The organism is Thalassobacillus sp. C254 (assembly GCF_001310615.1).
This window is the reverse complement of record NZ_BAXQ01000011.1, coordinates 56,284-81,667: the sequence shown is the minus strand read 5'-3', so window position 1 is coordinate 81,667 and position 25,384 is coordinate 56,284. Positions and strand designations below refer to the sequence as shown.

General features: G+C 41.5%; 22 protein-coding genes, 1 tRNA gene and 8 pseudogenes. 27 read left to right on the top strand and 4 right to left on the bottom strand.

Annotated features, from left to right (window positions below):
* Positions 1 to 97: 97 nt before the first annotated feature.
* Positions 98 to 1,843: an ATP-binding protein gene (locus tag JCM19033_RS11880; protein WP_054636455.1), complete on the top strand. Its 1,746-nt coding sequence runs from the start codon at positions 98 to 100 to the stop codon at positions 1,841 to 1,843.
* A gap of 239 nt (positions 1,844 to 2,082) precedes the next feature.
* On the opposite strand, the gene JCM19033_RS11875 is transcribed toward JCM19033_RS11880, so the two are convergent.
* The gene (locus tag JCM19033_RS11875) at positions 2,083 to 2,271 is read right to left on the bottom strand and encodes a hypothetical protein (RefSeq protein ID WP_054636454.1); all 189 of its coding nucleotides are present in this window, start codon (positions 2,269 to 2,271) and stop codon (positions 2,083 to 2,085) included.
* Positions 2,272 to 2,384: 113 nt separating this feature from the next.
* Between JCM19033_RS11875 and JCM19033_RS11870 the strand changes: the two genes are divergently transcribed.
* From JCM19033_RS11870 to JCM19033_RS11850, 5 genes are read left to right on the top strand one after another with little or no spacing between them, the layout of a single operon-like run.
* Positions 2,385 to 2,990: a hypothetical protein gene (locus JCM19033_RS11870; protein ID WP_054636453.1), complete on the top strand. Its 606-nt coding sequence runs from the start codon at positions 2,385 to 2,387 to the stop codon at positions 2,988 to 2,990.
* Positions 2,960 to 3,505, top strand: a complete 546-nt coding sequence (locus tag JCM19033_RS11865; RefSeq protein ID WP_054636452.1) for a hypothetical protein — start codon at positions 2,960 to 2,962, stop codon at positions 3,503 to 3,505. The genes JCM19033_RS11870 and JCM19033_RS11865 overlap by 31 nt, the downstream gene beginning before the upstream one ends.
* Before the next feature lie 46 nt (positions 3,506 to 3,551).
* Complete coding sequence (locus tag JCM19033_RS11860; protein ID WP_083465410.1) at positions 3,552 to 4,175, top strand: glycosyltransferase family 2 protein; 624 nt, start codon at positions 3,552 to 3,554, stop codon at positions 4,173 to 4,175.
* A complete protein-coding gene (locus JCM19033_RS11855) occupies positions 4,151 to 4,357 on the top strand; it encodes a hypothetical protein (RefSeq protein WP_054636450.1) in 207 nt (68 codons plus the stop codon). Before JCM19033_RS11860 ends, JCM19033_RS11855 begins: the two co-directional genes overlap by 25 nt.
* Positions 4,358 to 4,365: 8 nt before the next feature.
* Entirely contained in the window at positions 4,366 to 4,953 is a 588-nt protein-coding gene (locus JCM19033_RS11850) for a hypothetical protein (RefSeq protein WP_157049851.1), read from the top strand.
* Between the two features lie 7 nt (positions 4,954 to 4,960).
* Here JCM19033_RS11850 and JCM19033_RS22245 read toward each other — a convergent pair.
* Positions 4,961 to 5,216: pseudogene (locus JCM19033_RS22245) on the bottom strand (DUF2627 domain-containing protein).
* A 191-nt stretch (positions 5,217 to 5,407) separates the two neighbouring features.
* Here JCM19033_RS22245 and JCM19033_RS11845 point away from each other — a divergent pair.
* The 14 genes and pseudogenes from JCM19033_RS11845 (at position 5,408) to JCM19033_RS11785 (ending at position 18,592) form a co-directional block, all read left to right on the top strand.
* The gene (locus JCM19033_RS11845) at positions 5,408 to 7,483 is read left to right on the top strand and encodes a sigma-54-dependent Fis family transcriptional regulator (RefSeq protein WP_054636448.1); all 2,076 of its coding nucleotides are present in this window, start codon (positions 5,408 to 5,410) and stop codon (positions 7,481 to 7,483) included.
* A 131-nt stretch (positions 7,484 to 7,614) separates the two neighbouring features.
* Positions 7,615 to 8,529, top strand: coding sequence for a phosphate butyryltransferase (gene yqiS, locus JCM19033_RS11840; RefSeq protein ID WP_054636447.1), 915 nt, complete (start codon positions 7,615 to 7,617; stop codon positions 8,527 to 8,529).
* 12 nt (positions 8,530 to 8,541) lie between these two features.
* A pseudogene (gene bcd, locus JCM19033_RS11835) lies at positions 8,542 to 9,638 on the top strand (branched-chain amino acid dehydrogenase).
* Positions 9,639 to 9,682: 44 nt separating this feature from the next.
* Positions 9,683 to 10,767: pseudogene (gene buk / locus JCM19033_RS11830) on the top strand (butyrate kinase).
* A 2-nt stretch (positions 10,768 to 10,769) separates the two neighbouring features.
* Positions 10,770 to 12,191 (top strand): dihydrolipoyl dehydrogenase, encoded by a 1,422-nt coding sequence (lpdA, locus tag JCM19033_RS11825; protein WP_054636446.1) that lies wholly within the window; start codon positions 10,770 to 10,772, stop codon positions 12,189 to 12,191.
* A 17-nt stretch (positions 12,192 to 12,208) separates the two neighbouring features.
* Complete coding sequence (locus tag JCM19033_RS11820; protein ID WP_054636445.1) at positions 12,209 to 13,204, top strand: thiamine pyrophosphate-dependent dehydrogenase E1 component subunit alpha; 996 nt, start codon at positions 12,209 to 12,211, stop codon at positions 13,202 to 13,204.
* Between the two features lie 16 nt (positions 13,205 to 13,220).
* A pseudogene (locus JCM19033_RS11815) lies at positions 13,221 to 14,203 on the top strand (alpha-ketoacid dehydrogenase subunit beta).
* A gap of 15 nt (positions 14,204 to 14,218) precedes the next feature.
* A pseudogene (locus JCM19033_RS28205) lies at positions 14,219 to 14,657 on the top strand (biotin/lipoyl-containing protein); the annotation flags it as partial.
* A 179-nt stretch (positions 14,658 to 14,836) separates the two neighbouring features.
* Positions 14,837 to 15,485 (top strand): annotated as a pseudogene (locus tag JCM19033_RS28200) (dihydrolipoamide acetyltransferase family protein).
* A gap of 190 nt (positions 15,486 to 15,675) precedes the next feature.
* A pseudogene (locus JCM19033_RS11805) lies at positions 15,676 to 16,097 on the top strand (BrxA/BrxB family bacilliredoxin).
* Positions 16,098 to 16,141: 44 nt separating this feature from the next.
* A complete protein-coding gene (locus JCM19033_RS11800; RefSeq protein WP_054636444.1) occupies positions 16,142 to 16,510 on the top strand; it encodes a hypothetical protein in 369 nt (122 codons plus the stop codon).
* Positions 16,511 to 16,611: 101 nt separating this feature from the next.
* Positions 16,612 to 16,686: transfer RNA gene (locus JCM19033_RS11795), tRNA-Arg, on the top strand.
* 354 nt (positions 16,687 to 17,040) lie between these two features.
* Positions 17,041 to 18,063, top strand: coding sequence for an aromatic acid exporter family protein (locus JCM19033_RS11790; protein WP_054636443.1), 1,023 nt, complete (start codon positions 17,041 to 17,043; stop codon positions 18,061 to 18,063).
* A 12-nt stretch (positions 18,064 to 18,075) separates the two neighbouring features.
* A pseudogene (locus JCM19033_RS11785) lies at positions 18,076 to 18,592 on the top strand (L,D-transpeptidase).
* On the opposite strand, the gene prli42 reads toward JCM19033_RS11785, so the two are convergent.
* Positions 18,582 to 18,773 (bottom strand): stressosome-associated protein Prli42, encoded by a 192-nt coding sequence (prli42, locus tag JCM19033_RS28195; RefSeq protein WP_054636442.1) that lies wholly within the window; start codon positions 18,771 to 18,773, stop codon positions 18,582 to 18,584. The pseudogene JCM19033_RS11785 and the gene prli42 sit on opposite strands and share 11 nt — an antisense overlap.
* 159 nt (positions 18,774 to 18,932) lie before the next feature.
* Here prli42 and mce point away from each other — a divergent pair, with 159 nt between their 5' ends.
* Positions 18,933 to 19,343, top strand: a complete 411-nt coding sequence (mce, locus tag JCM19033_RS11775; protein WP_157049850.1) for a methylmalonyl-CoA epimerase — start codon at positions 18,933 to 18,935, stop codon at positions 19,341 to 19,343.
* Positions 19,344 to 19,377: 34 nt separating this feature from the next.
* A complete protein-coding gene (locus tag JCM19033_RS11770; protein ID WP_054636441.1) occupies positions 19,378 to 20,496 on the top strand; it encodes a M20/M25/M40 family metallo-hydrolase in 1,119 nt (372 codons plus the stop codon).
* A gap of 43 nt (positions 20,497 to 20,539) precedes the next feature.
* On the opposite strand, the gene JCM19033_RS11765 is transcribed toward JCM19033_RS11770, so the two are convergent.
* Positions 20,540 to 20,722, bottom strand: coding sequence for a hypothetical protein (locus JCM19033_RS11765; protein WP_054636440.1), 183 nt, complete (start codon positions 20,720 to 20,722; stop codon positions 20,540 to 20,542).
* Positions 20,723 to 20,849: 127 nt separating this feature from the next.
* On the opposite strand from JCM19033_RS11765, the gene JCM19033_RS11760 reads away from it, so the two are divergent.
* The 5 genes from JCM19033_RS11760 (at position 20,850) to fliS (ending at position 25,383) form a co-directional block, all read left to right on the top strand.
* The gene (locus JCM19033_RS11760) at positions 20,850 to 22,073 is read left to right on the top strand and encodes a DNA polymerase IV (RefSeq protein ID WP_269758160.1); all 1,224 of its coding nucleotides are present in this window, start codon (positions 20,850 to 20,852) and stop codon (positions 22,071 to 22,073) included.
* Positions 22,074 to 22,245: 172 nt separating this feature from the next.
* Entirely contained in the window at positions 22,246 to 23,304 is a 1,059-nt protein-coding gene (locus JCM19033_RS11755; RefSeq protein ID WP_054636439.1) for a hypothetical protein, read from the top strand.
* Between the two features lie 41 nt (positions 23,305 to 23,345).
* Positions 23,346 to 24,389 (top strand): hypothetical protein, encoded by a 1,044-nt coding sequence (locus tag JCM19033_RS11750; RefSeq protein ID WP_054636438.1) that lies wholly within the window; start codon positions 23,346 to 23,348, stop codon positions 24,387 to 24,389.
* A gap of 348 nt (positions 24,390 to 24,737) precedes the next feature.
* Complete coding sequence (locus JCM19033_RS11745; RefSeq protein ID WP_054636437.1) at positions 24,738 to 25,037, top strand: EscU/YscU/HrcU family type III secretion system export apparatus switch protein; 300 nt, start codon at positions 24,738 to 24,740, stop codon at positions 25,035 to 25,037.
* Positions 25,038 to 25,095: 58 nt separating this feature from the next.
* The gene (fliS, locus tag JCM19033_RS11740; protein WP_157049849.1) at positions 25,096 to 25,383 is read left to right on the top strand and encodes a flagellar export chaperone FliS; all 288 of its coding nucleotides are present in this window, start codon (positions 25,096 to 25,098) and stop codon (positions 25,381 to 25,383) included.
* The last annotated feature ends 1 nt before the right edge of the window (position 25,384 follow it).

Sequence of the window (25,384 nt, the reverse complement as noted above, 5' to 3'; positions counted from 1 at the left end):
CTTTTAAAGGTAGATGGACAGTCACAGATGGTACCTCCCCAATAAGCGTTAATTGGCTTATTGGGTTTTTTACTTTCAAGGCAAGGGGGAGTTGTAAGTGAAATTAGGAGAAAGGGCGTTTTCCCTCACCGATCTTACAAATAGTGAAGAAGTTAAAAAGGGAGCCCATATACTATATAGTTTCAATGAAGAAAGTAAATACATTGAAAATGCTTTTGCTTTTATTAAAGAAGGTCTGGACAAAAACCACCATGTTGTATTCATTGATGAAGACAAACTATTCAATAAACTGGTCAATAAGTTTTTGCAAAATGGCTACTCATCTCAGGAAATAAATAATATTTTCTTCATTAATAACACATCTCATTATATGCCTAACAATATATTTAATGCAGAAAGTAATTCAGCAAAGCTCGAAGACGTATTAGACCAGTTAGTGGAAAAAGACAAAGTGGTCCGCTTATGGGGTCATGTGATATGGCCGGAGGATAAAGCCGTTTTGCACCAGCTGAGAGTGTATGAATGTCAGTGTGACAAAAGAATTTTTGGAGAACGCCTCATTGTAGTTTGTGCCTATAACGGTCTTACAACATCCGCTTACATTCAAAGTGAAATGATGAGAACACATGAGTATTTAATGATGGATGATCGAGTTTCTTTTTCCCCTTTTTATGAAAAACAGCATGCGGAAAGTTTAACCTATACAGAGCAGCAGAGATTAATAAAGATTGAGATGGAAAATAAAATACTAAAAAGCCGAAACAAAGAGCTGGCGGTACAAAAGAAGTTAATTCATGAACAAAAGAAAACTATAGAAGAAAGAGAAAAAATATACCGAACTCTTTTAAACGAAATTCCTACGGCGATGGTTATTACAATAGATAATACAATAGTTTATGCAAACAAACAGGCTTTCATTAATTTCAAAGTGAATAGTGGCCATTCTTTTCAGGGAAGGTGTTTTCTCGATTTTGCACCGCCCGAAGCCCGGTCAAAACTAGAAGATCATACAAAAAAGGTAAATGAAAATCGTTTAATAAGAAAAATAGAAATGGAGTTAATGTTGGAAAGTGAAGAGATCACTCCTTTTGAAATTAAAAGCATTCCGATTTGGTTTCAAGGAGACCAGGCAAAACTTCATGTTTTAGTTGACTTAACACAGCAAAAAATAAATGAAAGGTTAATGGTACGTTCGGAAAAGCTGACGATTGCAGGCCAGCTGGCTGCAGGAATCGCACATGAGATTAGGAACCCTTTAACAGCAATTAAAGGTTTTTTTCAATTGTTAAGACACCATGAGGCAGAAGAGGCCTACTATAAAATAATCGAAGATGAACTGACTAAAATTGAACAAATATCAGGAGAACTTCTGATTCTGGCCAAGCCTCACTCTGATGCTCTGAAAAAACATAATATCACGACCATCATTGACAGTATTATTAAACTGCTTCAACCCCAAGCTTCATTAATTGGTGTAGAAATTCTATCTGAGTTCAAAGAGGAAGAGATGCATATTATTTGTGAGGATTCAAAAATTAAACAAGTTTTTATTAACCTCATAAAAAACTCAATGGAAACAATGGATAAAGGCAGGATCACCATTAAAGCGGCCAGACATTTATCACAGACGATCATACAAGTTGTAGATGAAGGAAAAGGGATGAGTCCTGCCATTGTAGAAAAAATAGGAACGCCATTTTTTACTACAAAAGAAAAGGGAACAGGCTTAGGTCTTTTCATTTGTCATAAAATTGTAGAAGAGCATCATGGATCCATTAAAGTAGACAGTGCCGAAGGGATAGGTACGACCTTTACTATCACTTTACCCTTATGTAAAACATAAAAATGGCATCTCAAAAACAAGCCCTGGAAAGGAGGGCTTGTTTTTTGTTACTTATGGAGATCCCATGAGCTGAAGATCCTAAAGCATGGGTTTCCTAAGAAATCGAGGCATCGAAGACATTGTGAACGCGAAATGTAGTGAAGGGTGAATGGATGTCCCAATTGCACCTTTAGGTGCAAGCGATCTGTAATCAAAATCAGTAACAAAATGTAAAAAAGCCTTTGTATTAAACCTTCTCTCTACTCTTCAGGAAGGCTGGAGAGGTAGGATTGGAATAAGTGGCTGACTATTCCGCTTCCTCCATCTACAGCAGGTCTCATTTGTTCAATGCGATTTAAACGAGGATTAAATTGAATGACGTAATGGCGGCCATTATAATTTGCTTGATAGACGTCATATCCATGTCTGGATTCAATAAAGCGAAACATGCTGATTCCTCCTTCCAAGTTACCTATACTATCTCTCTTACTTTCTTCAGTTATTCGAAGAGGGTATTATTTTTTCTTGGTGGGCATACTACCAGGAAAAGGGAGGGATGTTTATGATACATCCAAAAATAGAAGGCATGGCCAGGTATCATGCCAAAACTAAACATTTAATCCCCCAATTAAAACCCGGTGATATTGCTTTTTTATCTCATCAGGATATAGACCCTCTTGCTGCTGAAAGTTTAGCGGAACGGAAAATACAAGCGGTAGTGAATGTGGAGCCTTCCATGAGTGGGAAATTTCAACATGATGGAGTAAGAGTTTTGTTAAACAGAAACATTCCCGTGTTTGATATTGAATGGAAAAGAAAAGCTGTCGAAGACTTCTTTCCAATTAAGATAGAAAATAATCAGTGCTTGACCTTTGGTGACGGCCAATGGAACTTTGGAGGGGAAGCTCGTTATTATGACGAGGATCGATTGGCACAATTGAAACGGAAAGCTTTGTGCCGGCATGAAAATGAATTCCGGCGCTTCGCAAAAAACTCCTTGTACCATGCTGATAAAGATCTCTCTCCTATGCTTGATTCTTTGTTCGATTGGAAGAGTCAGGGTGAAATAAGGGGGAAAGAAGTTCTTTTAGTAATAAGGGGAACTGATTACGAAAAAGACCTCCAGGCTATTAAAAGATGGGTGAAGAAAAAAAGCTATATAAAATAGCTGTTGATGGAGCAGCGGATGGAATGTTCAAACATAGTCTTCGTCCTGACTTGTTAATAGGAGACATGGATTCTGTGAGTGAACAAGCTTGTAGAAAGGTATCCCGAATATTGGTGCATTGCAGAGTAAACGGGGAGTCACCTGGAAAGAAAAGACTCGATGAAATGAAAGTTGCTTATGAAAGTCTTCCTTTTATCGGTATGAGTGAAGATGCCGCGATCGCATGGGCTTGCAAAGAAGAAGCAGCCAGGTTATATATCGTAGGCGGACATCGAGGGATGGAAGAATACCTTTGCAAGGGAAGAAAAGGAATGGGGTCCTCACTTTTACTAAGAATGTGGGCTGGCTGTCAAGTCACAGACTTGAAAGGTATACATTACTTAAAAGAAAGTCCTTTACCGGCTTACAATATTGAAAAAATTGTTAATCATATAAGGCCGCTTGTACACCGGGCTAAGAGGAGAATAAAGTGGAAAGCAGACGGGGACATGCTCCAGGAAGAAAAAGGTGGGTGAAAATGAAAACAAGCGTAATTATCCCGGCATTTAATGAAGGGAGAGCATTGAAAAGACGCTTCAGGCCCTGTATGAAGAAGACTGGATCGAAGAAATCATTGGGGTAAACGATGGAAGTAAAGATGAAACGGGAAAGGTAATGGAAAAATACTGCGACCAAGTGATTCATTTTAAAAAGAATACCGGAAAATCAGCAGCTCTCCAGGCAGGATGGGAAAATAGCAAAGGAGATATTATCATGTGCCTGGATGGAGATCTTAGAGGGAGCGCTGTTTTTAGTCAAAGGCTTTATACCTCACTTGTGGAAAATGATTCAGATATGGTGATTGCAAATGTTCCTGCCGGAAGGCAAAGCGGCCGGGGGATTTTCAAAAAAAGGGTTCAAGCTCAAATTTATAAGAAAACAGGGAGACATATACAATATCCTCTTTCAGGCCAAAGAGCCTTTAAAAGAGCACACCTTCCTTTGTTTCAATCTATGAGGTCCACTGGTTTTGGCATAGAAACGGTCATGACTCTCCAGGCTTTAAACAATGGCCTGCAGATTCTTGAGATAGAGCTTCCATTCACTCATAAGGAATATGGAAAAGCCGTCAAGGGGTCATGGCACCGGGGAAAGCAGTGGCTGGAAGTGGAGCGGTGCTTATGGAATTATGGAAAGCAGCACTAATTCTCTTTTTTTTATATGGACTATGGAAAGGTATCTTTTATTTTTCATTTTATAAAGGATGGACGGTATCCAATTTTAAAGGAAAGCAGACTCCATATACAGCAGGGATGTGGCTGGTGCTTAGCTTCCTTGTTTTTATCTGGGTCCCGGGTGAAGTAACCCTGCCTTTATCAGCGGGATGATTTACCTGGTGGCTGTTTGGATTGCAGGCTGGCTGGATGATCGTTATGGCAAGCCGTTTCCCAAAGGAATCAAGGGCCATATACAACATTTTTTAAAATCAGGTGAAATGACTACCGGGCTTTTAAAGCTTGCCGTTACTGTTGCTGCTGCTTTCTTTGCTGCCATGGCATATCCTTTTGAACACCCACTGGCGCTCTTTTTTACGTTTAGCTTATTGGTTCTAGGCCCCCATATGTTTAATCTACTTGATACCAGGCCTCTTCGTGTTTGGAAAGTATTTTTTGTTTATGGGATTCTTTTGTTGTATGTAATAAGGGAGGAAGTAACGGTTACCACTTCTCTTCTCTTGATTATGGTGGTCTGGTTTTATATTGAGGCTGCTGAAGAAGGGATGCTTGGGGATAATGGAGCAGCTGCATCAGGGGGTCTTTTGTTTTATTTAACCGCTGTCTATGCTCCCCTGGCTCTACAAGCGGTTGTTTCTGGATTACTGCTTTTTTTTACCATTTATGCAGAAAGACATTCCTTGACGTCGGCAATAGCGGCTTCTCCTTTCCTCTCCAGAATAGACAGTTGGGGAATAGCAAAAAAATAAGCCCCTGCTACTCCGCGGGGACTTCTTTTTTCTGTTTCTTTTGAAAACGGGGCCCTACTTTATTATTCTTTCTGTCTCTATGAAGGACAAATCCGGCGATAAAGGCAATTCCCATTACAAAGATAATAAGGCCAACAAGAAACTGCACCCATAAAAAAGGAAATGGGGGTGTAGAATATTAAAAATAAGTCTCTCATTAATTTTATCCCAAGGCCGGCAATCACACCGGGGATGACAAGCATCATCAAAGCAACTGTGCGCATGTTCTGCACCTCTCTTTTGAACAAGCTGATGTGAATAAAAGTGATACTATGGAACGATATATTTACTAACAGATATGGTTTTCTTCCAAGTTACATTGTACTTTATTTTTTGTAAGATTTCCAAAGGTTCTGGTTGAATGTCACGAGTTTTTCATAGATAGTGTAAGGAGAGAGTAACGGGAGGGGAAAAAATGAAAAAAGCTGTCATTGTTGGTGGAGGCAAGGGCGGAGTTTCATTGTTAAGAATGCTCGTGGAAAACGAGAGAATGAAGGTTGCCGGACTGGCTGATATAAATAAAGAAGCTCCCGGTATGAAGCTTGCCTTGGAGCATGGCATACAGACAGCAGCTGATTGGAGAACGCTGCTCTCCACTGAACCTGATATCATTATAGAGGTTACAGGGAAAAAAGAGGTTTATCATGAAATACAGACATTTGCCAAGGCAGATACAGCAGTTGTTCCTGGACAGGCAGCTGGTATTCTTAATGAGCTGCTCGTGGATAAAGAGCAGCTGATTGAGGAAGTGAAAGCCCATGACCAGTTTCAAAGTATGATATTAAATGCCACACATGATGGAATGATTGCAATTGATGATGAAGAAAAAATTATCTTATTTAACCGGTCTGCAGAAGAGATGACGGATCTAAAAGAACAAATGGTGTTAGGGCGGTACATAAAAGATGTAATTCCAGGAAGTGAGCTGCCAAGGGTTCTTTATAAAGGAGAAGCGGAAGAAAACCAGCCGCTGACTTTTGCTAACGGACGCTCAATACTCAGTACCAGAATTCCATTATGGCTCGAAAACATTCGTGTAGGTGCGTTTGCTGTTTTCAGGGATGTTACTGAGATTGAACGGATGGCTGAGGAAGTCACAAACTTAAAAAGCATTCAAAAAATGCTGGAAGCGATTATTCACTCTTCCGAGGAAGCAATTTCTGTGGTGGATGAAAACGGCAGAGGAATGATGATTAATCCCGCCTACACAAAAATTACGGGATTACGACAGGAAAATGTAATTGGAGAGCCTGCTACAGCAGACATTTCTGAAGGAGAGAGCATGCATTTGAAAGTCCTCAGAACACGAAAAGCCGTTCGAGGGGTGAGGCTGAAGGTTGGCCCTAATAAAAGAGATGTGATCGTAAATGTGGCGCCTGTTATTGTGGATGGAAAGCTTAAAGGAAGCGTAGGGGTTATCCACGATATGTCTGAAATTAAAACGTTAACCGAGGAGTTAAAAAGAGCAAGGCAGATCATGCGTACCCTTGAAGCAAAATATACGTTTGACGATATTGCCGGACATTCTAAAGAGTTTCTTCTGGCCATTCAACAAGCGAAAGTAAGTGCGGCTGCTCCGATGTCAGTTCTTCTGCGAGGTGAATCAGGCACAGGAAAGGAGTTGTTTGCACACGCCATTCACAATGAAAGCGACAGAAAGTTCAATAAATTTATTCGTGTTAATTGCGCTGCATTATCTGAATCTCTCTTAGAAAGTGAATTATTTGGCTATGAAGAGGGCGCTTTTTCCGGAGCGAAACGAGGAGGGAAAAAGGGGCTTTTTGAAGAAGCTGACAAAGGAAGCATATTTCTAGATGAAATTGGAGAAATGACATTATCTACACAGGCGAAGCTTCTTCGTGTGCTTCAGGAGGGAGAGATCGTAAGAGTAGGCGGAACAAGAGCTGTTCAGGTTGATGTAAGAGTGATTGCTGCCACAAATGTCAATCTTGAAAAAGCGATTCACAAAAAAGTGTTTCGAGAAGATCTTTATTACCGGATTAATAAACTCCCTATCTTTATTCCTCCGTTAAGGGAAAGAAGAGAAGATATAGCAGTTCTTAGCAACAGAATGATTGAAAAAATAAACCAGGATTTTGGAAGAACAGTAGAAGGCATTACAGAAGAGGCCATAGCAATGCTTAAAGCTTATTCCTGGCCAGGAAATGTAAGAGAGCTTGAAAATGTTTTGGGAAGAGCGGTAATAACAATGCCCCTTTCCCAAACACTTATTGACAGTAAGGATCTTCCACCTTTGGAAGTTGCCAAAACCGCTCCTAACAGCCAGTTACCTTCTTTTGCAGCTGACCTGCATCAACAGACTCTAACGTTGCAAGAGCAGGTAGAGAACTTTGAAAAACGGGTGTTGTTGAACGCATTGAAGGAGCACGAAGGAAACAAAACAAAAACAGCCAAACAACTGGGGGTTTCCATTCGGAATTTGTATTACAAGTTAAAAAAACATGGTATTGAAGAAAATAGCATGCAATAAATTGCACACCGTGAAAAATATTTCACGGTGTTTCGTTATGAAAGTAGAGAAAAACCTTTCGCAGGGTAGTTTGAAATTGGCATGATATTTGCATTAAAGTATAAGTAGTCCGTCACGAAGGAGTCATTGTAATGAACTTACAAGAAATAATGGAAAATGCATCTGCTTATAAGAAGAAAACAATAGCGATTGCGGCGGCAGATGACGAACGAGTAATTGATATGGTCAAGGAAGCAATAAACAATCAGCTAGGTGAATTCAGGTTATATGGAAATGAGGAAGTCATTCGTTCCTTCCTTACATCTAAAGGATTAAATGAAATAAGCTCTATCAAAGTCATTCCGGCAAGGGATGTGAAAGAATCTGCAAGATTGTCTGTCATGTCTGTCCGTGAGGGCAAAGCTGATTTATTAATGAAGGGTATGATTCCCACCAGTGTATTGATGAAAGCGGTATTAAACAGGGAGTACGGTTTGCGGAAAGGGAAGGTTTTATCTCATGTAGCAGCCTTTGAGGTGCCAGGTTTTAAGCGTTTGTTTTTTGTCTCTGATTCCGCCATGAATATAGCCCCTGATTTACAGCAGAAGGTGGAAATCACAAATAACTCTGTTGAAGTGGCAAGATCGATGGGGGTAATAAATCCAAAAGTTGCCCCTATTTCAGCGGTGGAAGTAGTTAACCCTGATATGTCTGCTACCATTGATGCCGCTGCTCTCAGCCAAATGAATAAAAGGGGGCAGATTAATCATTGTGTAATAGATGGGCCACTAGCACTGGATAATGCAATATCTGTTGATGCTGCTAACTATAAAGGGGTAGGAGGAGAAGTGGCTGGCAGAGCTGACATTCTTCTAGTTCCAACTGTGGAGACAGGAAACATTTTATATAAATCACTCGTCTACTTTGCAGGAGCGAAAGTAGGAGGAATTATAGCCGGGGCCAAGGCTCCAATCATTTTAACATCAAGAGCTGACACTGCAGCGAGTAAGCTCTACTCAATTGCGATCGCTTGTCATGTCAGCGAATATCAGAGCACCTTAGCTTAAGGAGGTAAGGTTATGGAATTATTCAAATATATGGAAAGATACGATTACGAGCAAGTGGTGGTCTGTCAGGATGCTGAATCAGGCCTAAAAGCTATCATTGCTATTCATGATACAACACTTGGCCTGCATTAGGGGGGACAAGAATGTGGAAGTATGAGTCTGAGGAAGCGGCCTTTGAAGATGCTCTCCGCCTGGCTAAAGGAATGACTTACAAAAATGCTGCAGCCGGCTTGAACCTTGGGGGAGGCAAAACAGTAATTATCGGTGACCCACGCAAAGACAAAAACGAAGAAATGTTCCGGGCATTTGGAAGGTATATTCAGGGCTTGAACGGACGCTACATTACAGCTGAAGATGTAGGTACAACGGTTGAAGATATGGATATTATTTATGAAGAAACCGACTTTGTCACGGGAATCTCACCTGCTTTTGGATCGAGTGGCAATCCTTCGCCTGTCACAGCTTATGGTGTCTATGTAGGGATGAAAGCAGCAGCAAAAGAAGCCTTTGGATCAGATGAGCTTGCCGGGAAAAAAGTGGCGGTGCAAGGAGTCGGGAACGTTTCTTATAATCTTTGCAAGCACCTGTATGAAGAGGGAGCTACTTTGATTGTAACCGATATCAATAAAGATGCAGTCTACAGAGCCGTAAGCGATTTCAATGCAAAAGCAGTGGATCCAAGGGACATTTATAAAACAGAATGTGATATTTTCAGCCCGTGTGCTCTTGGAGCTGGGTTAAATGACGAAACCATTCCTTCTATTAAAGCAAAAGTGATAGCCGGCGCTGCAAACAATCAATTAAAAGAAAACAAGCACGGGGATATGCTCCATGAAAGAGAAATCGTCTACGCACCCGATTATGTGATCAACGCTGGCGGAGTGATTAACGTGGCTGATGAGCTGAACGGCTATAACAGCGAGCGTGCTTTAAAGAAGGTGGAAGGGGTTTACCAAAACATAGAGAAAGTAATCAGCATTTCTAAAAGAGATAATATCCCGACTTATGCAGCTGCTGACCGCATGGCGGAGGAACGGATCAGAAAAATGAAGAATTCAAGAAAGCAGTTTTTGCGTAATGAACATCATATTTTAAGCCGTAGAAGATAGTTTATCTTCCGCGGCAGGAATAGGAGGCAGAGCCCTTGAAGCAAATATCAAGCCACCGGATTCTTGTGTTAAACCCAGGATCAACCTCTACAAAGGTTGGCGTATTTGAAAATAAAGCATCCTTATTTTCAAAGGTCGTCCGTCATCGTCAAGAAGACATTCAGGCGTATTCAAACATAGTTGACCAATATCAATTTAGAAAACAGGCAATACTGGAGTCACTGGATGTGGAAGGGATCAGTTTGTCAAAAATTGACGCTGTTGTCGGCAGAGGCGGGCTCCTTCGCCCGATTGAAAGCGGTACTTATGAAATATCGGAAGCGATGATTAAGGATTTGAGAGAAGGGAAATATGGAGAGCATGCTTCAAACTTAGGTGCATTGATAGCCTTTGAGATCTCAACGCAGTTAAATATTCCTTCTTATATCGTTGACCCTGTGGTAGTGGATGAATTAATGCCTGAAGCCAGACTGACCGGTTTAAAAGAAATAAAAAGAAAAAGTATTTTTCATGCACTGAATCAAAAGTCTGCCGCAAGGAAGGCTGCAGATGAAATCGGAAAACCTTATGAAGAAGCCAATTTGATTGTTGTACACTTAGGAGGCGGAATTACTGTCGGTGCCATAAAGATGGGAAAGTTGCAGATGTAAACAATGGCTTAAATGGAGACGGTCCCTTTTCTCCTGAAAGGTCGGGTACGCTTCCTGTTGCTGATGTCATTAGCATGTGTTTTTCCGGGCGTTACACCATATCAGAGATGATGAAAAAGGCCGCTGGACAAGGAGGGCTGGTAAGCTATTTTGGCACCAATAATGCTGAGGAAGTTGAAGCTCAAATAGTACAAGGCAATCATGAAGCTGAGGAAGTAATGAGGGCTATGGCTTACCAGATCGGAAAAGAAATTGGAGCCCGAAGTGTTTGTTTAAGTGGAAAAGTAGATGCTATTATTTTGACCGGAGGCCTGGCTCATAGTGAATGGCTGACTGGAGAAATTATTAAGATGGTAAGCTGGATCTCAGATGTGATCGTGTATCCGGGCGAAGATGAGCTTCGTTCCCTTGCCGAAGGGGCTCTTCGTGTCTTAAAGAAGGAAGAAGAACCGAAGATTTACGGTTATAAGGAGGGATAGAAATGGCAGAAGAATATGATTTAGTGATCCTTGGCGGGGGAACAGGCGGGTACGTGGCAGCTATTCGTGCAGCGCAATTAGGATTGAAAGTGGCCGTAGTTGAAAAGGAGAAGCTTGGAGGCACGTGTTTACATAAAGGCTGTATACCAAGCAAAGCTTTTTTGCGCAGTGCAGAAGTGTATCATACAGCAAAAACGAGCGAAGATTTCGGGGTGAATACAGAAGGGGTATCTCTTGATTTCAATAAGGTGCAGTCACGTAAGGATAATATAGTAAACCAGTTGTACAAAGGTGTTCAGTACTTGTTGAACAAAGGGGATATTCATGTCTATAAAGGACATGGGCGAATACTGGGTCCTTCTATTTTTTCCCCAAGTCCGGGTACGATCTCTGTAGAAATGGACAGCGGAGAAGAAAATGAAATGCTTATACCAAAAAACGTTATTATTGCTACAGGGTCCAGGCCCAATACTCTTCCTGGGATGGAGCCAGATGGGAAACAAATTCTCACCTCTGACGAAGCGTTGGAGTTAGAAAACCTGCCTTCTTCCATTATTATCATTGGAGGAGGCGTCATTGGGATTGAATGGGCTTCAATGCTCTCTGACTTTGGAGTGGAAGTAACAGTGTTGGAATACAGCAGGCGAATTCTTCCTGGTGAGGATGAAGAGGTATCCAAAGAAATAGCTAGTCAGCTGAAAAAAAGGGGCGTCAAGATCGTTACAAATGCTAAAGTGCTCCCTGAGAAAACAAAAAGGGAAACAGACGTAACAATATACGCTCTGGAAGGTGAGAAAGAGCAGGCTTACCAGGCCAAATCTGTTCTCCTCTCTGTAGGGCGCAAAGCAAATACGGAAGACATTGGACTTCAAAATACGGATATTGTGGTGGAAAAAGGTTTTGTCCAAACAAATAAGTGGCAGCAGACGAAAGAGTCTCACATTTATGCGATCGGTGATGTTATCGGAGGAATGCAGCTTGCTCATGTTGCTTCTCACGAAGGAATCATAGCCGTTGAGCATATGACAGAAAACCACCCTCACCCATTAGATTTTTCTCTTGTTGCCCGCTGCACCTACAGTCGTCCCGAAGTGGCCAGTATCGGCTTGACAGAAGAGCAGGCCAGAGAAGAAGGCTATGATACCAAAATAGGTACATTCCCATTTAAGGCAATAGGAAAAGCCTTAGTGAATGGAGACGCATCAGGGTTCGTTAAATTTATTGCTGACAAAGAAACTGATGATCTACTAGGTGTTCATATGGTCGGGTCGCATGTAACAGACCTTATCTCAGAGGCAGCCGTTGCCAAGCTCCTGGATGCAGCAAGCTTTGAAGTGGCTGAGGCGATTCACCCGCATCCAACATTATCTGAGATCATTGGTGAAGCTGCTCTGGCAGTGGATGGAAAAGCGATACATTCATAATAACTAGGGGGATATGTATGGCCGTACTACGACATGAAGAATTAGGGCTCTCAAAAGAGCAGGTAATTGAAATGTATGAACAAATGCTTATGGCCCGTAAGATCGATGAGCGAATGTGGCTCTTAAATCGTGCTGGAAAGATACCTTTTGTGATCTCTTGTCAAGGACAGGAGGCCGCTCAAGTCGGAGCAGCCATGGCGTTAGACCGAGAAAAGGATTATGCGCTCCCGTATTACCGTGATATGGGAGTGGTCCTTGCCTTTGGGATGACGGCAAAGGATTTAATGATGTCAGGATTTGCTAAAGCAGAGGATCCAAATTCAGGCGGACGACAAATGCCAGGGCATTTTGGACAGAAGAAAAATCGGATTGTAACTGGTTCATCCCCTGTAACAACCCAGGTGCCGCATGCCGTTGGGATTGCTTTGGCAGCCAAAATGGAAAAGAAAGATTTCGTTACCTTCACGACCTTTGGAGAAGGCTCTTCCAACCAGGGCGATTTTCATGAAGGAGCAAACTTTGCCGGTGTTCATAAGCTTCCTGTCATTTTAATGTGCGAAAATAACAAATATGCTATTTCCGTTCCTATAGAAAAACAGCTAGCGTGTGAAAAGGTTTCCGATCGGGCGGTAGGGTACGGGATGCCTGGCTTTACGGTAGATGGAAATGATCCCCTTGCTGTTTATGAAGCAGTGAAAAATGCAGCGGATCGTGCAAGGAAGGGTGAGGGGCCTACCTTGATAGAAACAGTGTCCTACAGACTCACCCCTCATTCAAGTGATGATGATGACCGTTCTTACAGATCAAGAGAGGAGGTAGAGGAAGCAAAAAAGCGGGACTCTATCTTTACTTTCAGCACTTATTTAAAAGAAAATAACGTAATGACAGAGGAAGAAGAAAATGTGCTCCTTGAAAAAATCAAACGCATAGTAGATGAAGCTACTGATGCTGCTGAAGAAGCGGCTTATGCTGATCCGGATGATCTTTTTAAACATGTATATAAAGAACAATAGAAAGGGGTGAAGAACATTGACAATGATGTCCTATATACAAGCAGTAACACGTGCGCTGAGAGAAGAAATGCAGCGGGATGAAAAAGTGTTTATTTTAGGAGAAGATGTGGGGCAAGAGGTGGAGTATTCCGAGCTACCGAAGGACTCTATGAGGAGTTCGGTGAAGAGAGGGTTCTTGACACGCCTCTTGCAGAATCAGCTATTGCCGGTGTGGGGATTGGAGCAGCGATGTATGGCATGAGGCCTGTTGCCGAAATGCAGTTTGCTGACTTTATTATGCCGGCAGTCAATCAAATTGTTTCTGAAGCCGCAAAAATCCGCTACCGCTCAAATAACGATTGGAGCTGCCCGATAACGATTCGTGCGCCTTACGGCGGAGGTGTTCACGGTGCATTGTATCATTCTCAGTCCGTAGAAGCTCTATTTGCAAACGTACCTGGCTTGAAAATTGTAATGCCATCAACTCCTTATGATGTAAAAGGGCTATTAAAAGCGGCGATCCGTGATGAAGACCCAGTCTTGTTTTTTGAACATAAACGAGCATACCGCCTCATTAAAGGTGAGGTTCCCGAAGAAGACTACACCCTTCCAATTGGGAAAGCAGATATAAAAAGAGAAGGGGAAGATGTGACCGTCATTACCTATGGCCTTTGTGTTCATTTTGCTCTGCAAGCCGCTGAAAAACTTGCCGGAGAAGGGATTTCTGCTCATATACTTGATTTGAGGACGGTGTATCCCCTTGATAAAGAAGCAATAATTGAAGCAGCCAGCAAAACAGGTAAGGTTCTCTTAATAACTGAGGCCAACAAAGAAGGAAGCATCATGAGTGAAGTGTCTGCAATCATCAGCGAGAATTGTTTATTTGACCTTGATGCTCCTGTTCAAAGATTGGCAGGTCCAGATGTTCCAGCCATGCCTTACGCCCCTACAATGGAAAAGCACTTTATGGTTAACCCGGAAAAAGTAGAGGCTGCGATAAAAGATTTAGCAGAATTTTAAAGGAGGTGTTTGCTCATGGCTGAAAAAATTACAATGCCCCAGCTCGGAGAAAGTGTAACAGAAGGGACGATCAGTAAATGGCTTGTAAAGCCTGGCGACAAGGTAAATAAATATGATCCTATTGCCGAGGTAATGACAGATAAAGTGAATGCAGAAGTCCCCTCTTCTTTTACAGGGACAATAACCGAATTAGTAGCAGGGGAAGATGAGACAATCCAGGTAGGCGATCTAATATGCTATATGGAGGTTGAAGGAAAAGGCAGCACTGATCAACGCAGTAATGAAAATGTTCAACCTCCAAAAGAAGAAGAAAAGCAAAGTACAGACTCTTCGGCCCAGTCGATGAAAACGCGCTATTCGCCAGCCGTTCTCCGCCTTGCTCAGGAAAATGACATTGATCTATCCACTGTGCAAGGAAGCGGGAGAGGAGGCCGAATTACCCGGAAAGATGTACTTTCTCTTGTAAACAAAGGTGCAAAACCTGCAAGGGAAGAAAAGCATGATACTTATGAAGAACCAAAGAAGAGAGCTCCCTCCATTGAACAGAAGCAACAGATCGAAGAGAAGCAGAAAAGTGAGTCTGGTGATCAAGAAATTCCTGTGAGCGGAGTTAGAAAAGCGATAGCCGATAACATGGTAAGAAGCAAACATGAAATCCCTCATGCCTGGACGATGGTTGAAGTGGATGTTACAAACATTGCAAAGTTCAGGGAAGCAAACAAAAAGAAATTTAAAGAAAAAGAAGGCATCAGTCTTACCTTCTTCCCATTTTTTATGAAAGCTGTTGTGGAGGCATTAAAAGAATATCCAGAGCTTAATTCTACGTGGGCAGGAGATAAGATCATCCGCAAGAAAGACATCAATTTGTCTATTGCAGTTGCCACGGAGGATGCTCTGTTTGTTCCTGTGGTAAAGCATGCTGATGAAAAAGCATAAAAGGACTTGCCAGGTCTGTTCAGGACTTGGCGGGTAAAGTGAGAAATGGCACGTTGAAAGGTGAAGAAATGCAAGGAGGAACCTTTACGATAAACAACACAGGTCCTTTGGCTCAGTTCAGTCGATGCCTATTATTAACCACCCTCAGGCAGCTATCCTTTCCGTAGAATCCATTGTGAAAAAGCCTGTGGTGATGGAAGGTGACATGATTGCGATACGCCACATGGTCAACTTGTGCCTGTCTTTAGATCATCGGGTGCTGGATGGATTAGTATGCGGACGTTTTCTTTCAAGTATTAAAACGCGCCTGGAGTCTTTTGATCCGGAGAGCGAGTCCTTGTACTAACAAAGCCAGAGCTATCCACTTGTTTTCAAAGTAATAAGTGGATAGAAAAAGGTGTTCACTCAGGCTCCTTGTAGATAAAGTTGTTGGCTCTTTTAAAAATAAAAAGAAGCTGGTTTACTTGTGAATACACTCTGGTATTGTTTACAATAGAAGTAGTACATGGGTTTAGGAAAAGAAAGGATGGTTAGAGATGGATTTTAATTTTATGATAAATGATGTAGTTCAGGCAGCGAGAAAGGATATGGATGAGGCAGGTTATGAACAATTAACATCTGCTGAAGAAGTAGAGGAGACTTTATCAAAGCAAGGCAGCACACTTGTTATGGTAAACTCTGTTTGCGGTTGTGCCGGAGGCATTGCTCGTCCTGCAGCAGCTATATGAGAAATTACGAAAAGCAGCCTGATCGTTATGTAACAGTTTTCGCTGGCCAGGATAAGGAAGCGACTGAAAAAGCCCGTTCTTTCTTTACTGGTTATGCTCCTTCTTCCCCTTCTTTTGCTTTAATTAAGGACGGAGAAATCAAAACCATGGTTGAGCGCCATGAAATCGAAGGACATGAACCTATTCATGTTGTTCAAAAGCTGGAAAAAGCTTTCGATGAGAACTTGTAATCGCCAAAAAACGTATAAGGACTGTTAACAAAGGATGAAATTTGATGGATAAATTTTACGCACAAGTTCAAGAATACCTTAATATGGAAGAAGAAATTGACTTTAAAGAGTTTAATGAATATTATCAGCAGGTACTCGAATATTTGGATAAAGAATCTGCAGATTTATCTGAGGAAGATGTCTGGAAAGCTCTATTTGTTGTTGAAAGTATTATGTCCAACGCCCAAAATAGAGCCAAACATGCTGATACGACAAAGGAACAAAAGAAATACAAGCGTATGGCCAAACGTACTAAGCTATATGCCCAGCATTTCACAAAGCGTCTTCATGATGCTGGTTATAATGATGAGGAAATTGGGGCAAGGTTTAAAGAAATGTTAGAAGAAGACACTGCGACAGCAGAAAAAGAATGACCGGAAAAGGGCTGGTATAGGTGCCAGTCCTTTTCACCTTAAAAACAATGATTGACACAACAAAGAGAATTAGATACAATTGTCATTGTCTTAAAAAATCTGCGCCTATGGTGAAAGGGATATCACGCGAGATTCCGGTTCTCGTATTCCAGGTTCGAATCCTGGTAGGCGCGCCAATTATAATGATGATTTAATTACATAATCGCAAAGACAGTGATGAGCATCACTGTCTTTTTTATTTCCTATTTATAAGTAAACAGGTTTCTTACTATGATTTTTTGCTAGAATAAAAGCATACAAAAATCCGAAGTTCAAATTGTAAACAATTCCAAAGGAATATTTCTTTCTTGTCAGGAAAGAGTGAGGAATATATTAGGGTAACCTACTTGTAATAAGGAAGGATGTTAGTGGGATGGTATCCCTTAAACATTCTTTCATTTCTGTTTTGAGTTAAAAAAAGCAATGTGGCTATAAACGAGCAGTGAATACACGTACACAAAGAACCTATCAGGCAGGGAGAGGTTTAACGAATGTTTAAAATTGGATACCGCACGCTCAAAACCGCTATTGGAGCCGGCTTAGCAATATTAATAGCCCAAACTTTACAATTAGACTTTTATGCCTCGGCAGGTATTATAGCGATCTTGTGTATAACGGTTACCAGAAGAGACTCATTGCGTTCCTCGTGGGAGCGTATTTTAGCAAGTCTCATTGGTCTGCTTTATGCTACTGTTATTTTTGAACTGGCTGGGTACCACTTTCTATCAATAACCATTCTCCTTTTACTATTCATTCCTACCGTGGTAGCTGTAAAGGCAAAAAAAGGAGTGGCGACCAGCGCGGTAATCATGTTTCACCTCTATACATTGGGCGAGGTTTCAGCCGGTATCCTGATAAATGAAGTACTTTTGATAGTCATAGGGGTAGGTGTGGCATTACTCATGAATTGGTACATGCCTAGTGCGGAAAATGAACTGGTGTGGGATCAAGTTTACATAGAGGAAGCTTTTCAGACGATTTGGAAAGAGTTTGCACGCTATCTTAAAGAGGGCGATACAGGGTGGACCGGAAAAGAATTTACAGAGGCATCCAACACTATTTCACACGGAAAAGGGAAGGCATTAATCAATATTGATAATCATTTTTTGCGGGAAGATGACTACTTTTATCATTACTTCAAGATGAGAGAAAAGCAGCTTGAAATCCTCGAGAGGATCCTTCCGTTCATTTCTACTCTGGATGACACGGTGATTCAAGGAGAGAAAATAGCAGATTTTATGAATGAATTAAGCGGGGCCGTGTATGCAGGGAATACAGCAAATTATTTTCTTACGCAATTAGATGACCTGCGGGAAGAACTCCAGGCAATGGATCTTCCAGAAACGAGGCAGGAGTTTGAAATTCGGTCTTCCTTATTTTATATCCTCCATGAACTAGAGCAGTATTTGCTTTTGAAGAAGATGTTTAAAGCTGATCTTAGAAGAACTCAAACGGTATCTGTTAAAAAACGGTATAAGGTAAAAAGGCGAGGAGAAAATAAGAAAGAGGAATAAGTAAAGGCGGAGATGATAATGGTTTTCTTTTCCTTCTTTTTTAAAGTGATTGTGGCAGCATCTCTTCTTTGGCCCCTTGCTTCAGAGCCTGATGTTGGAGATCCTTATATTATTATAAATACCTCTGTGAATGAACTGGCTTACTTTCATGCAGGCGAAAAACAAGTGGAATACCGGATCGCTTCAGGAAAAGAGCCTGGTCTGACACCAGAGGGGGAATTTACGGTTGTAGTAAAAGCTGAGAATCCTTATTTTCGCAAGCTTGATATTCCCGGAGTCACCGGATAATCCATTAGGAACCAAATGGATAGGCTTTGATGCTCATGCGACTGATGGCAGAATCTATGGAATTCACGGCACAAACCAGCCTCATTTAATTGGTGAATATGTTTCTAATGGGTGTGTCCGCCTCATGAATGATGATGTTGACCATCTGTTTACCAAGGTTCCCGTAGGCACGAAAATCTGGATAGGGCAAAGTTCAAAGACCCTGGAGGAAATAGCGAAAGAAATAGGAGTTATTTTATAAAAAAATCAAAGTGAGTAAAAAAAAGAATGAAATGTGGGGGAAAATAAAAAAGGACCGAAGCGGAAGCTTCGGTCCGAGTTATGATTCTTTTATAAAAGGTAGCCGCGCCTGTTAACAAACTTCCTACGACGAGAGTTATGATCATAATATATATAATGACTTTCTGAAACTTTCTTGGCATTTCAATTCCTCCATCATTATTCAATCTATGTCTTATTTTACGAGGAATTAAAGAAAGTCTCAAGCCTGCATGCCAAAAAAAGAGGGATTTTTTTATGGAAAGAAGAAGAGAAAGTGTATAAGCCATATTGTTATGGGTATAGCCAAAGGGGTGTGTAAAATGAAAGAAAAACCAACAAAAATCGACCATATTGGAATTGCAGTTATGTCTATTGAAGATCACCTGCCGTTTTATACGGAGACCCTCCGTCTTCCCTTATTAAAAATAGAGGAAGTATCTTCACAGAAAGTAAAGGTAGCTTTCCTGGAAATAGGAGAGTCTAAGATAGAGCTGCTTGAGCCTTTATCAAATGATAGTCCGGTAGCTGGATTTATTAATAAAAAAGGGGAAGGGATTCATCATGTTGCTCTAGGTGTCAAGGATATCGAAACGAGGCTCCAAGAAATAAAGGAAGATGGAGTTAAAGCTATAAATAACACTCCTGTACCTGGAGCCGGAGGGGCTGAGGTAGCTTTTCTACACCCTAAGTCGACCGGCAGTGTTCTTTATGAGCTATGTGAAAAGAAATAAGGCTGCTGCATTTGTTGTTAGGAGGACACAGTAAATGATTAACGAAAAACGCTTATTAAATGAATTTCTAGAATTAGTAAAAGTGGACTCAGAAACCAAGCATGAAAGAGCGATTTGCGATATATTAAAAGGTAAATTTATAGCTCTGGGCCTTGATGTGGTAGAAGACAATGCGGCCGAAACCACTGAGCATGAAGCCGGCAATTTAATATGTACCATGCAAGGGAATAAGGAAGGAGCGGACCCAATTTTCTTTACGTCCCATATGGATACTGTGATCCCCGGAAAAGGTATTAAGCCCAGTGTGGAAGACGGTCACGTCGTCACTGACGGGACGACAATCCTGGGAGCTGACGATAAAGCAGGGATAGCTGCCATGCTAGAAGGCATTCGGACCATTCAGGAGCAAAAAATTGAGCATGGACCTTTGCAGTTTGTGATTACTGTTGGAGAAGAATCCGGCCTCATTGGAGCCAAAGCGTTAAATCCTGAAATGCTTAATGCTAAGTACGGATTTGCCATGGATAGCGGAGGGGATGTAGGCAACATTATTATATCTGCACCCAACCAGGCAACCTTGGAAGTAACAGTGAATGGAAAGACGGCTCATGCAGGGGTAGCACCTGAAAAAGGAATTTCAGCCATTACTGTAGCTGCAAAATCAGTGGCAAAAATGCCTCTTGGGAGAATAGATGAAGAAACGACGGCCAATATTGGTCGATTTGAAGGCGGCCAAAAAACAAATATAGTGACTGACAAGGCATATATATTAGCTGAAGCACGCTCCTTAGATAGAAAAAAACTTGACGTCCAAGTAGAAAAAATGAAAAAAGCTTTTGAAGATACGGCAAGAGAGATGGGAGCTTCTGCAGATGTAAATGTAAGGTACGCCTATCCTGGTTATAAGTTTGATATAGGGGACAGCGTGGTTCAAGTGGCCATGAATGCAGTGCGGAGGTCAGGGCTTACACCGTCTTTAAAGACAAGCGGCGGGGGAAGCGATGCCAATATCTTTTCAGGGTACGGAATACCAACGGTCAATTTTGCCGTAGGTTATCTGGACATTCATACTCCCCAAGAAAGGATGCCAATCTCTGAATTGAATAAAATTACCCAGCTTATGGTTTCTGTGGTGGAAGAAGTATCTTCTTAAGAAAGGGCTTTGTTAAAGAAGAAGGTTGATTTTTATAAGTAACTTAATGAATGTGCTGTTCAGCGTTGCCATATTCCATCGATTCAATTTCTGAAAAACCAACAATTTCCGATAATTCCGGGATTGTTGGTTTTTTCTCGTGCAGATCCTTGTAAAGGGTGTTACATCTCACAATTTGTGTCAAAATATCCTTATAAGTGATTGATAGGATTAGATCTTCGCTCATAATGCACCCTCCTGTTCATTTCATTACTTATATGATATCATAATGTGTTTATTATGATTCCGTATTATATTTTCTTATTGTGGGTGTCATACATACCTATGGGAACCTTGGTAAAGGAGGTTTTCTTATGAAAGCAAGAAAAGGAAGAGTGGTTTTTCATATAGACATGAACAGTTTTTATGCTTCAGTTGAGGCTGTACATGATCCTTCTCTCAGAGGAAAGCCTCTTGCTATTGCAGGAAATCCAGAGGAAAGAAAAGGTATTGTCGTAACCTCCAGCTATGAGGCTAGAGCTAAGGGGGTAAAAACAACAATGCAAGTATGGGAAGCATTAAGAAAGTGTCCAGAATTAATTATTCGTCCTCCTAACTTCCAGCGTTACCGGGCAGCCTCTTTAGAAATGTTCAGGCTGCTTGAAGAATACTCTCCTCTCGTTGAACCTGTGTCTATAGATGAAGGGTATATGGATATGACAGATGTATTCAGGAATGGGGCAGGGGCAGAGATTGCCGGAGAGCTTCAGGAAAAGATGAAGAGAGACCTGGGACTTCCTTGCAGTATTGGGATCGCTCCCAATAAATTTTTAGCAAAAATGGCCAGCGATATGAAAAAGCCTATGGGAATTACAATATTACGTAAAAGAGAGCTTGATACCAAGCTATGGCCACTTGCCATTGGAGAAATGCACGGAGTAGGGGAAAAAACAGCAGAAAAGATGAAATCACTTTCCATTGAAACCATTGGAGATTTGGCCGGCAGTGATATGCAGATGATTGAAGGCGTCTTTGGGGTACGTGGAAGAAAGCTTCATGAAAGAGCAAACGGTTATGATCTACGTGAAGTAGACCCTGAATCAGTCAATGTTTTTAAAAGCATTGGGAATTCCGTTACACTTCCTTCTGATACTAGAAACGATGAGAAGATAGCTTCTACTTTAAAGTCATTGTCTGCTTCTGTAGCCAGACGAATGAAGAAAAAGGAAGTTTGTTCTTCAAATATCCAAATAACGATCCGCTACAAAAACCGCAAAACGATTACTCGGAGCAGGCAACTGACGAATCCTCTTACAGAAGAAGAGGAGATCTTTAAGGAAGCCTATTTTCTTTTCAATAAATATTGGAACGAAGAGCCTGTCCGCCTACTTGGCATTACCTCTTTAGATGTTACGCCGCTCAAAGAAGCGTACAAACAACTGGATTTGTTTACTTATAAGGAAGAGGAAAAACAAGCAAAGCTTTCTGAAACAATGGAGAAGCTAAAAGGTCAGTTCGGGGAAGAAATTTTTAATATAAAAAAGACAAAAACTCAAAAAGAAGAAAAGAAAAGATGTCCGAAAAGGAACAAGCCTTGATAAAGATTTTTTATTTGAATATTGGGGACAAAAAAGGAAGCATAGTCAGGATCACGACTAAGCTTCTTTTTTATGCTGCAAATTGCTTCTTATCATACGTATAATTCCCCGTTAAGAATACAGCAGTAAATGCCGATAAAGAGTATAAGAAGATTGAATCGGAGTGATGAAAATGGATGTAGGCCATATTTCCGGAGCTCATGTCTCGACCCAGAGAGAAGCAGCACATTCTGTTCAAAAAGGCGAGGTGCACCGCGCGGTTGTTACAGAAAGGCTCTCCCATAACGAAGCTGTTGTTCACATGAAGGGACAGGAAGTACGAGTACAATTTGAAGGCACTCTCCCTAAGCATGATCGTGTCACAGTAGAAGTGGCAGGACGAGCGGATGAAGGACAAGGCAAAGTTCTCGTGAAAGCTCTCCCTGATGAAACGGGCAGACAAAGCCAAAGAGATACTGGAACAAGAGCAGATGAAGTGTTAAAACGACTAGGTGCCGGGCAGCCTGTATCAAAAGAAGTACGGCAAAGTGCACAATTGCTTTTAGATAAAGGAGTGCCCCTGACTAAAGAGACTGTCAAGGCCCTCAGGCAGTTTTTTGATGAGGGGGCAGGAAGCAGTCTTAAGAGGATTCAGACTGTGAAGGCTCTCGCAGGTAAACATTTAGAAGTAACAAGGCCGCAACTGCAGGCTGTACATGAAGCCCTTCACGGAAGGCCTTTGCAAGAAACCTTACAGCAGATTTCGGCGAAAAGCAAAAGGATCAATGAGATGGGTCAGCGATTAACAGTACAGGAAGAACAAGCAGTGACACGAGCCTTACAAAGGTGGATAAGTCAACAAAATCAGCAAGCAACGGCTCAAACTTCCTTGAATGAAACGCTTCAGGAAGTACGAAACAGAACAGCTCAGCTGTCAAACGTGCAAGAAACGATAGATATAGTCAGAAATCAGCTTCTTACCCACCCGGAAATTAGTGAAACGAGTGCAAAACAGCTTGAAAAGGTGTTAAAGCAAGCTGACTATCTCCAACAGACAGGAAGAGAGCGGTTACTACAAGCTTTTAGTCAGACCGAAGAGGGGGAGTCAGGCAGCACCCGCCAGTTTACAGAACTTCTAAAAAAAGGTACTGACCTGACGAGTATGAGAAACGAGGCAGTGAGCATTTTACACTCGGGAACAAGAGGCAGGCACTTGCGGTTGAACGGGGCATCAATCAGGCGATTCAATTAGAAAATGCCGGAAGTCAAAGAATTGGTCAAGTACTTCAAAGCATGGTAAGCGCAGGGCCGATAGAGGAAGTATTACAACAGGCTCACAAGCAGCTTGGAAAAGAACCTGATTTTAGAAAAGCTGCAGATTATATCAGGCATGAGGCAGGGAATCACCCTGAGCTTTCAGATAAGCAGCAAACCCAATTGACAGATGGGGTTCAACGAGCCATTAACAAAGCCGATAATGGCATGGAAATGGCAGCAAGGCAGGAGGTAGCAGATCTTCTTCTGCAAATGAAAGAACAGGTTCTTGAGCACAGAACAAACGACACTACCGGTCTTTTAGGCCAAAGTCAAAGCAGACTTCTGTTGGAGACGAAAATAACAGAGAAATTAGCCGCATTAACAGGAGAGTTTCAAGGAATCAAAAGAGACGTTACAAAGAAACTGGACCAGGCCCATCACCTAATGGAGGAAAGAAGGACTGCTCCACAGGCCAGGCAGCTTCTTGAAACGACCATAAAAAGCCTGGACAAAACTATCTTAAGAAGTGAGATGACGCTATTTACGGATATGAAAACAGAAAGAAGCCTGCTGCAAGCAAGCAGTCAGCTGGCAGAAGCTTCTAAATTTCTTCAAAAAAATATGCTTTCTGAAGCAAGACAGATTGTCCGACAGGTTCAGTCATTAATTGAAAGACTTCAATTTCATCCATTGGAGCAAAAGTTGAAGCACTTTACTGCCAGTGGAAAGGAACAGGGAGAACGACTTACCTCTACTCAGAGACAAGCCTCTCCTGCCGATGTCTACAGGCCTTCTTCGTTACAAGAGGGATCAGCCCGTCAAGTCTTTGATTATTTAAGAAGTATTGGTTTTAACAGAGAAGCAGAAATAAGCCAGAGCCTGGCTGGGAACCGAAGTCCTATAGGAGATGAAAATGTAAAGCACAAGCTGATGCAGTTAGCGAGAAATGAAGAAGAAGGGAGCCGGCTGCAGCAGCAGGCAACCCAAGGGGTGAACCATATTACCGGACAACAGCTGTTAAGTAAGCCAGACCCTGGAAGCCCTATTCAAACTATGTTTTTTCGCTTCCTTATCTCTTAAAGGGAAAGGTCAAGAATTTACAGGTTTATGTTAACTCAAGGGATGAGAGAGGATCGTTAGACTGGGAAAATTGCAGCCTTTATTTTTTAATTGAAACAAAAAAATTAGGAGAGGTCGGCATCTCTGTACAGGCGAGTGAAAGGAATCTGCAGGTCACACTAAAAAATGATCAGCAAAATTTAAAAAGCAGTATGGAACCACTTATTAAAAAGACTGAGAACGCTCTGACTGAATTAGGCTACCGTGTAGCAGGTATTCATTTTAAGACGTTTACTGAAAAAAAACAAAAGAAGAAGACCAGAGCGATTCCATGCCCGTTTTTACAGAGAAAGGATTTGACTATAAAATATGATCGTTTCTGCTTATTACAATCACAAACAGAGAAAAGAAAAAAATGGCCGGACAGCAGCGGTTATTCGTTATGACGAAGAAGAGAACCTGGTGCCTAAGGTAGTTGCTCAAGGGAAAGGACAGGTTGCCCAGCAGATTATGGCTCTGGCCAAGGAAAATAACATACATATGCAGGAAGACCCTTTGCTGGTAGAAAACCTTTTGGATATGGATCTGGGGGAAAATGTACCTCCTCAGCTTTATTCGGTTATAGCAGAAATATTACTGCTTATTGAAGAAATGGAAAACAGCTATTAAAAGAAATGATTAACAGACGATAATACAAGCGAGACTGCTTTCGGAGGTGTTTGAATTAATGTCAGGCTTAACAGAAGAGTTTATCCATAGGAAATCTTCTCAAGAAATTACCTCACTTCTTTATGAAGCAGCTATCCATAACATAAATGAAGCAATAGCTGCTATACAAATGAAAGATTATATGGAAGCTAATAGGAATTTACAAAAAACCAATGACATCTTATACCGTCTTGGTGCGGGTTTAAATTATGAAGCTGGAATTATTTCTGACCAGCTTGATGCTCTGTATAATTATCTTGCAGAACAAGTGATAGAAGCGAATCTAAAAAACAAATTGAACCCTTGAA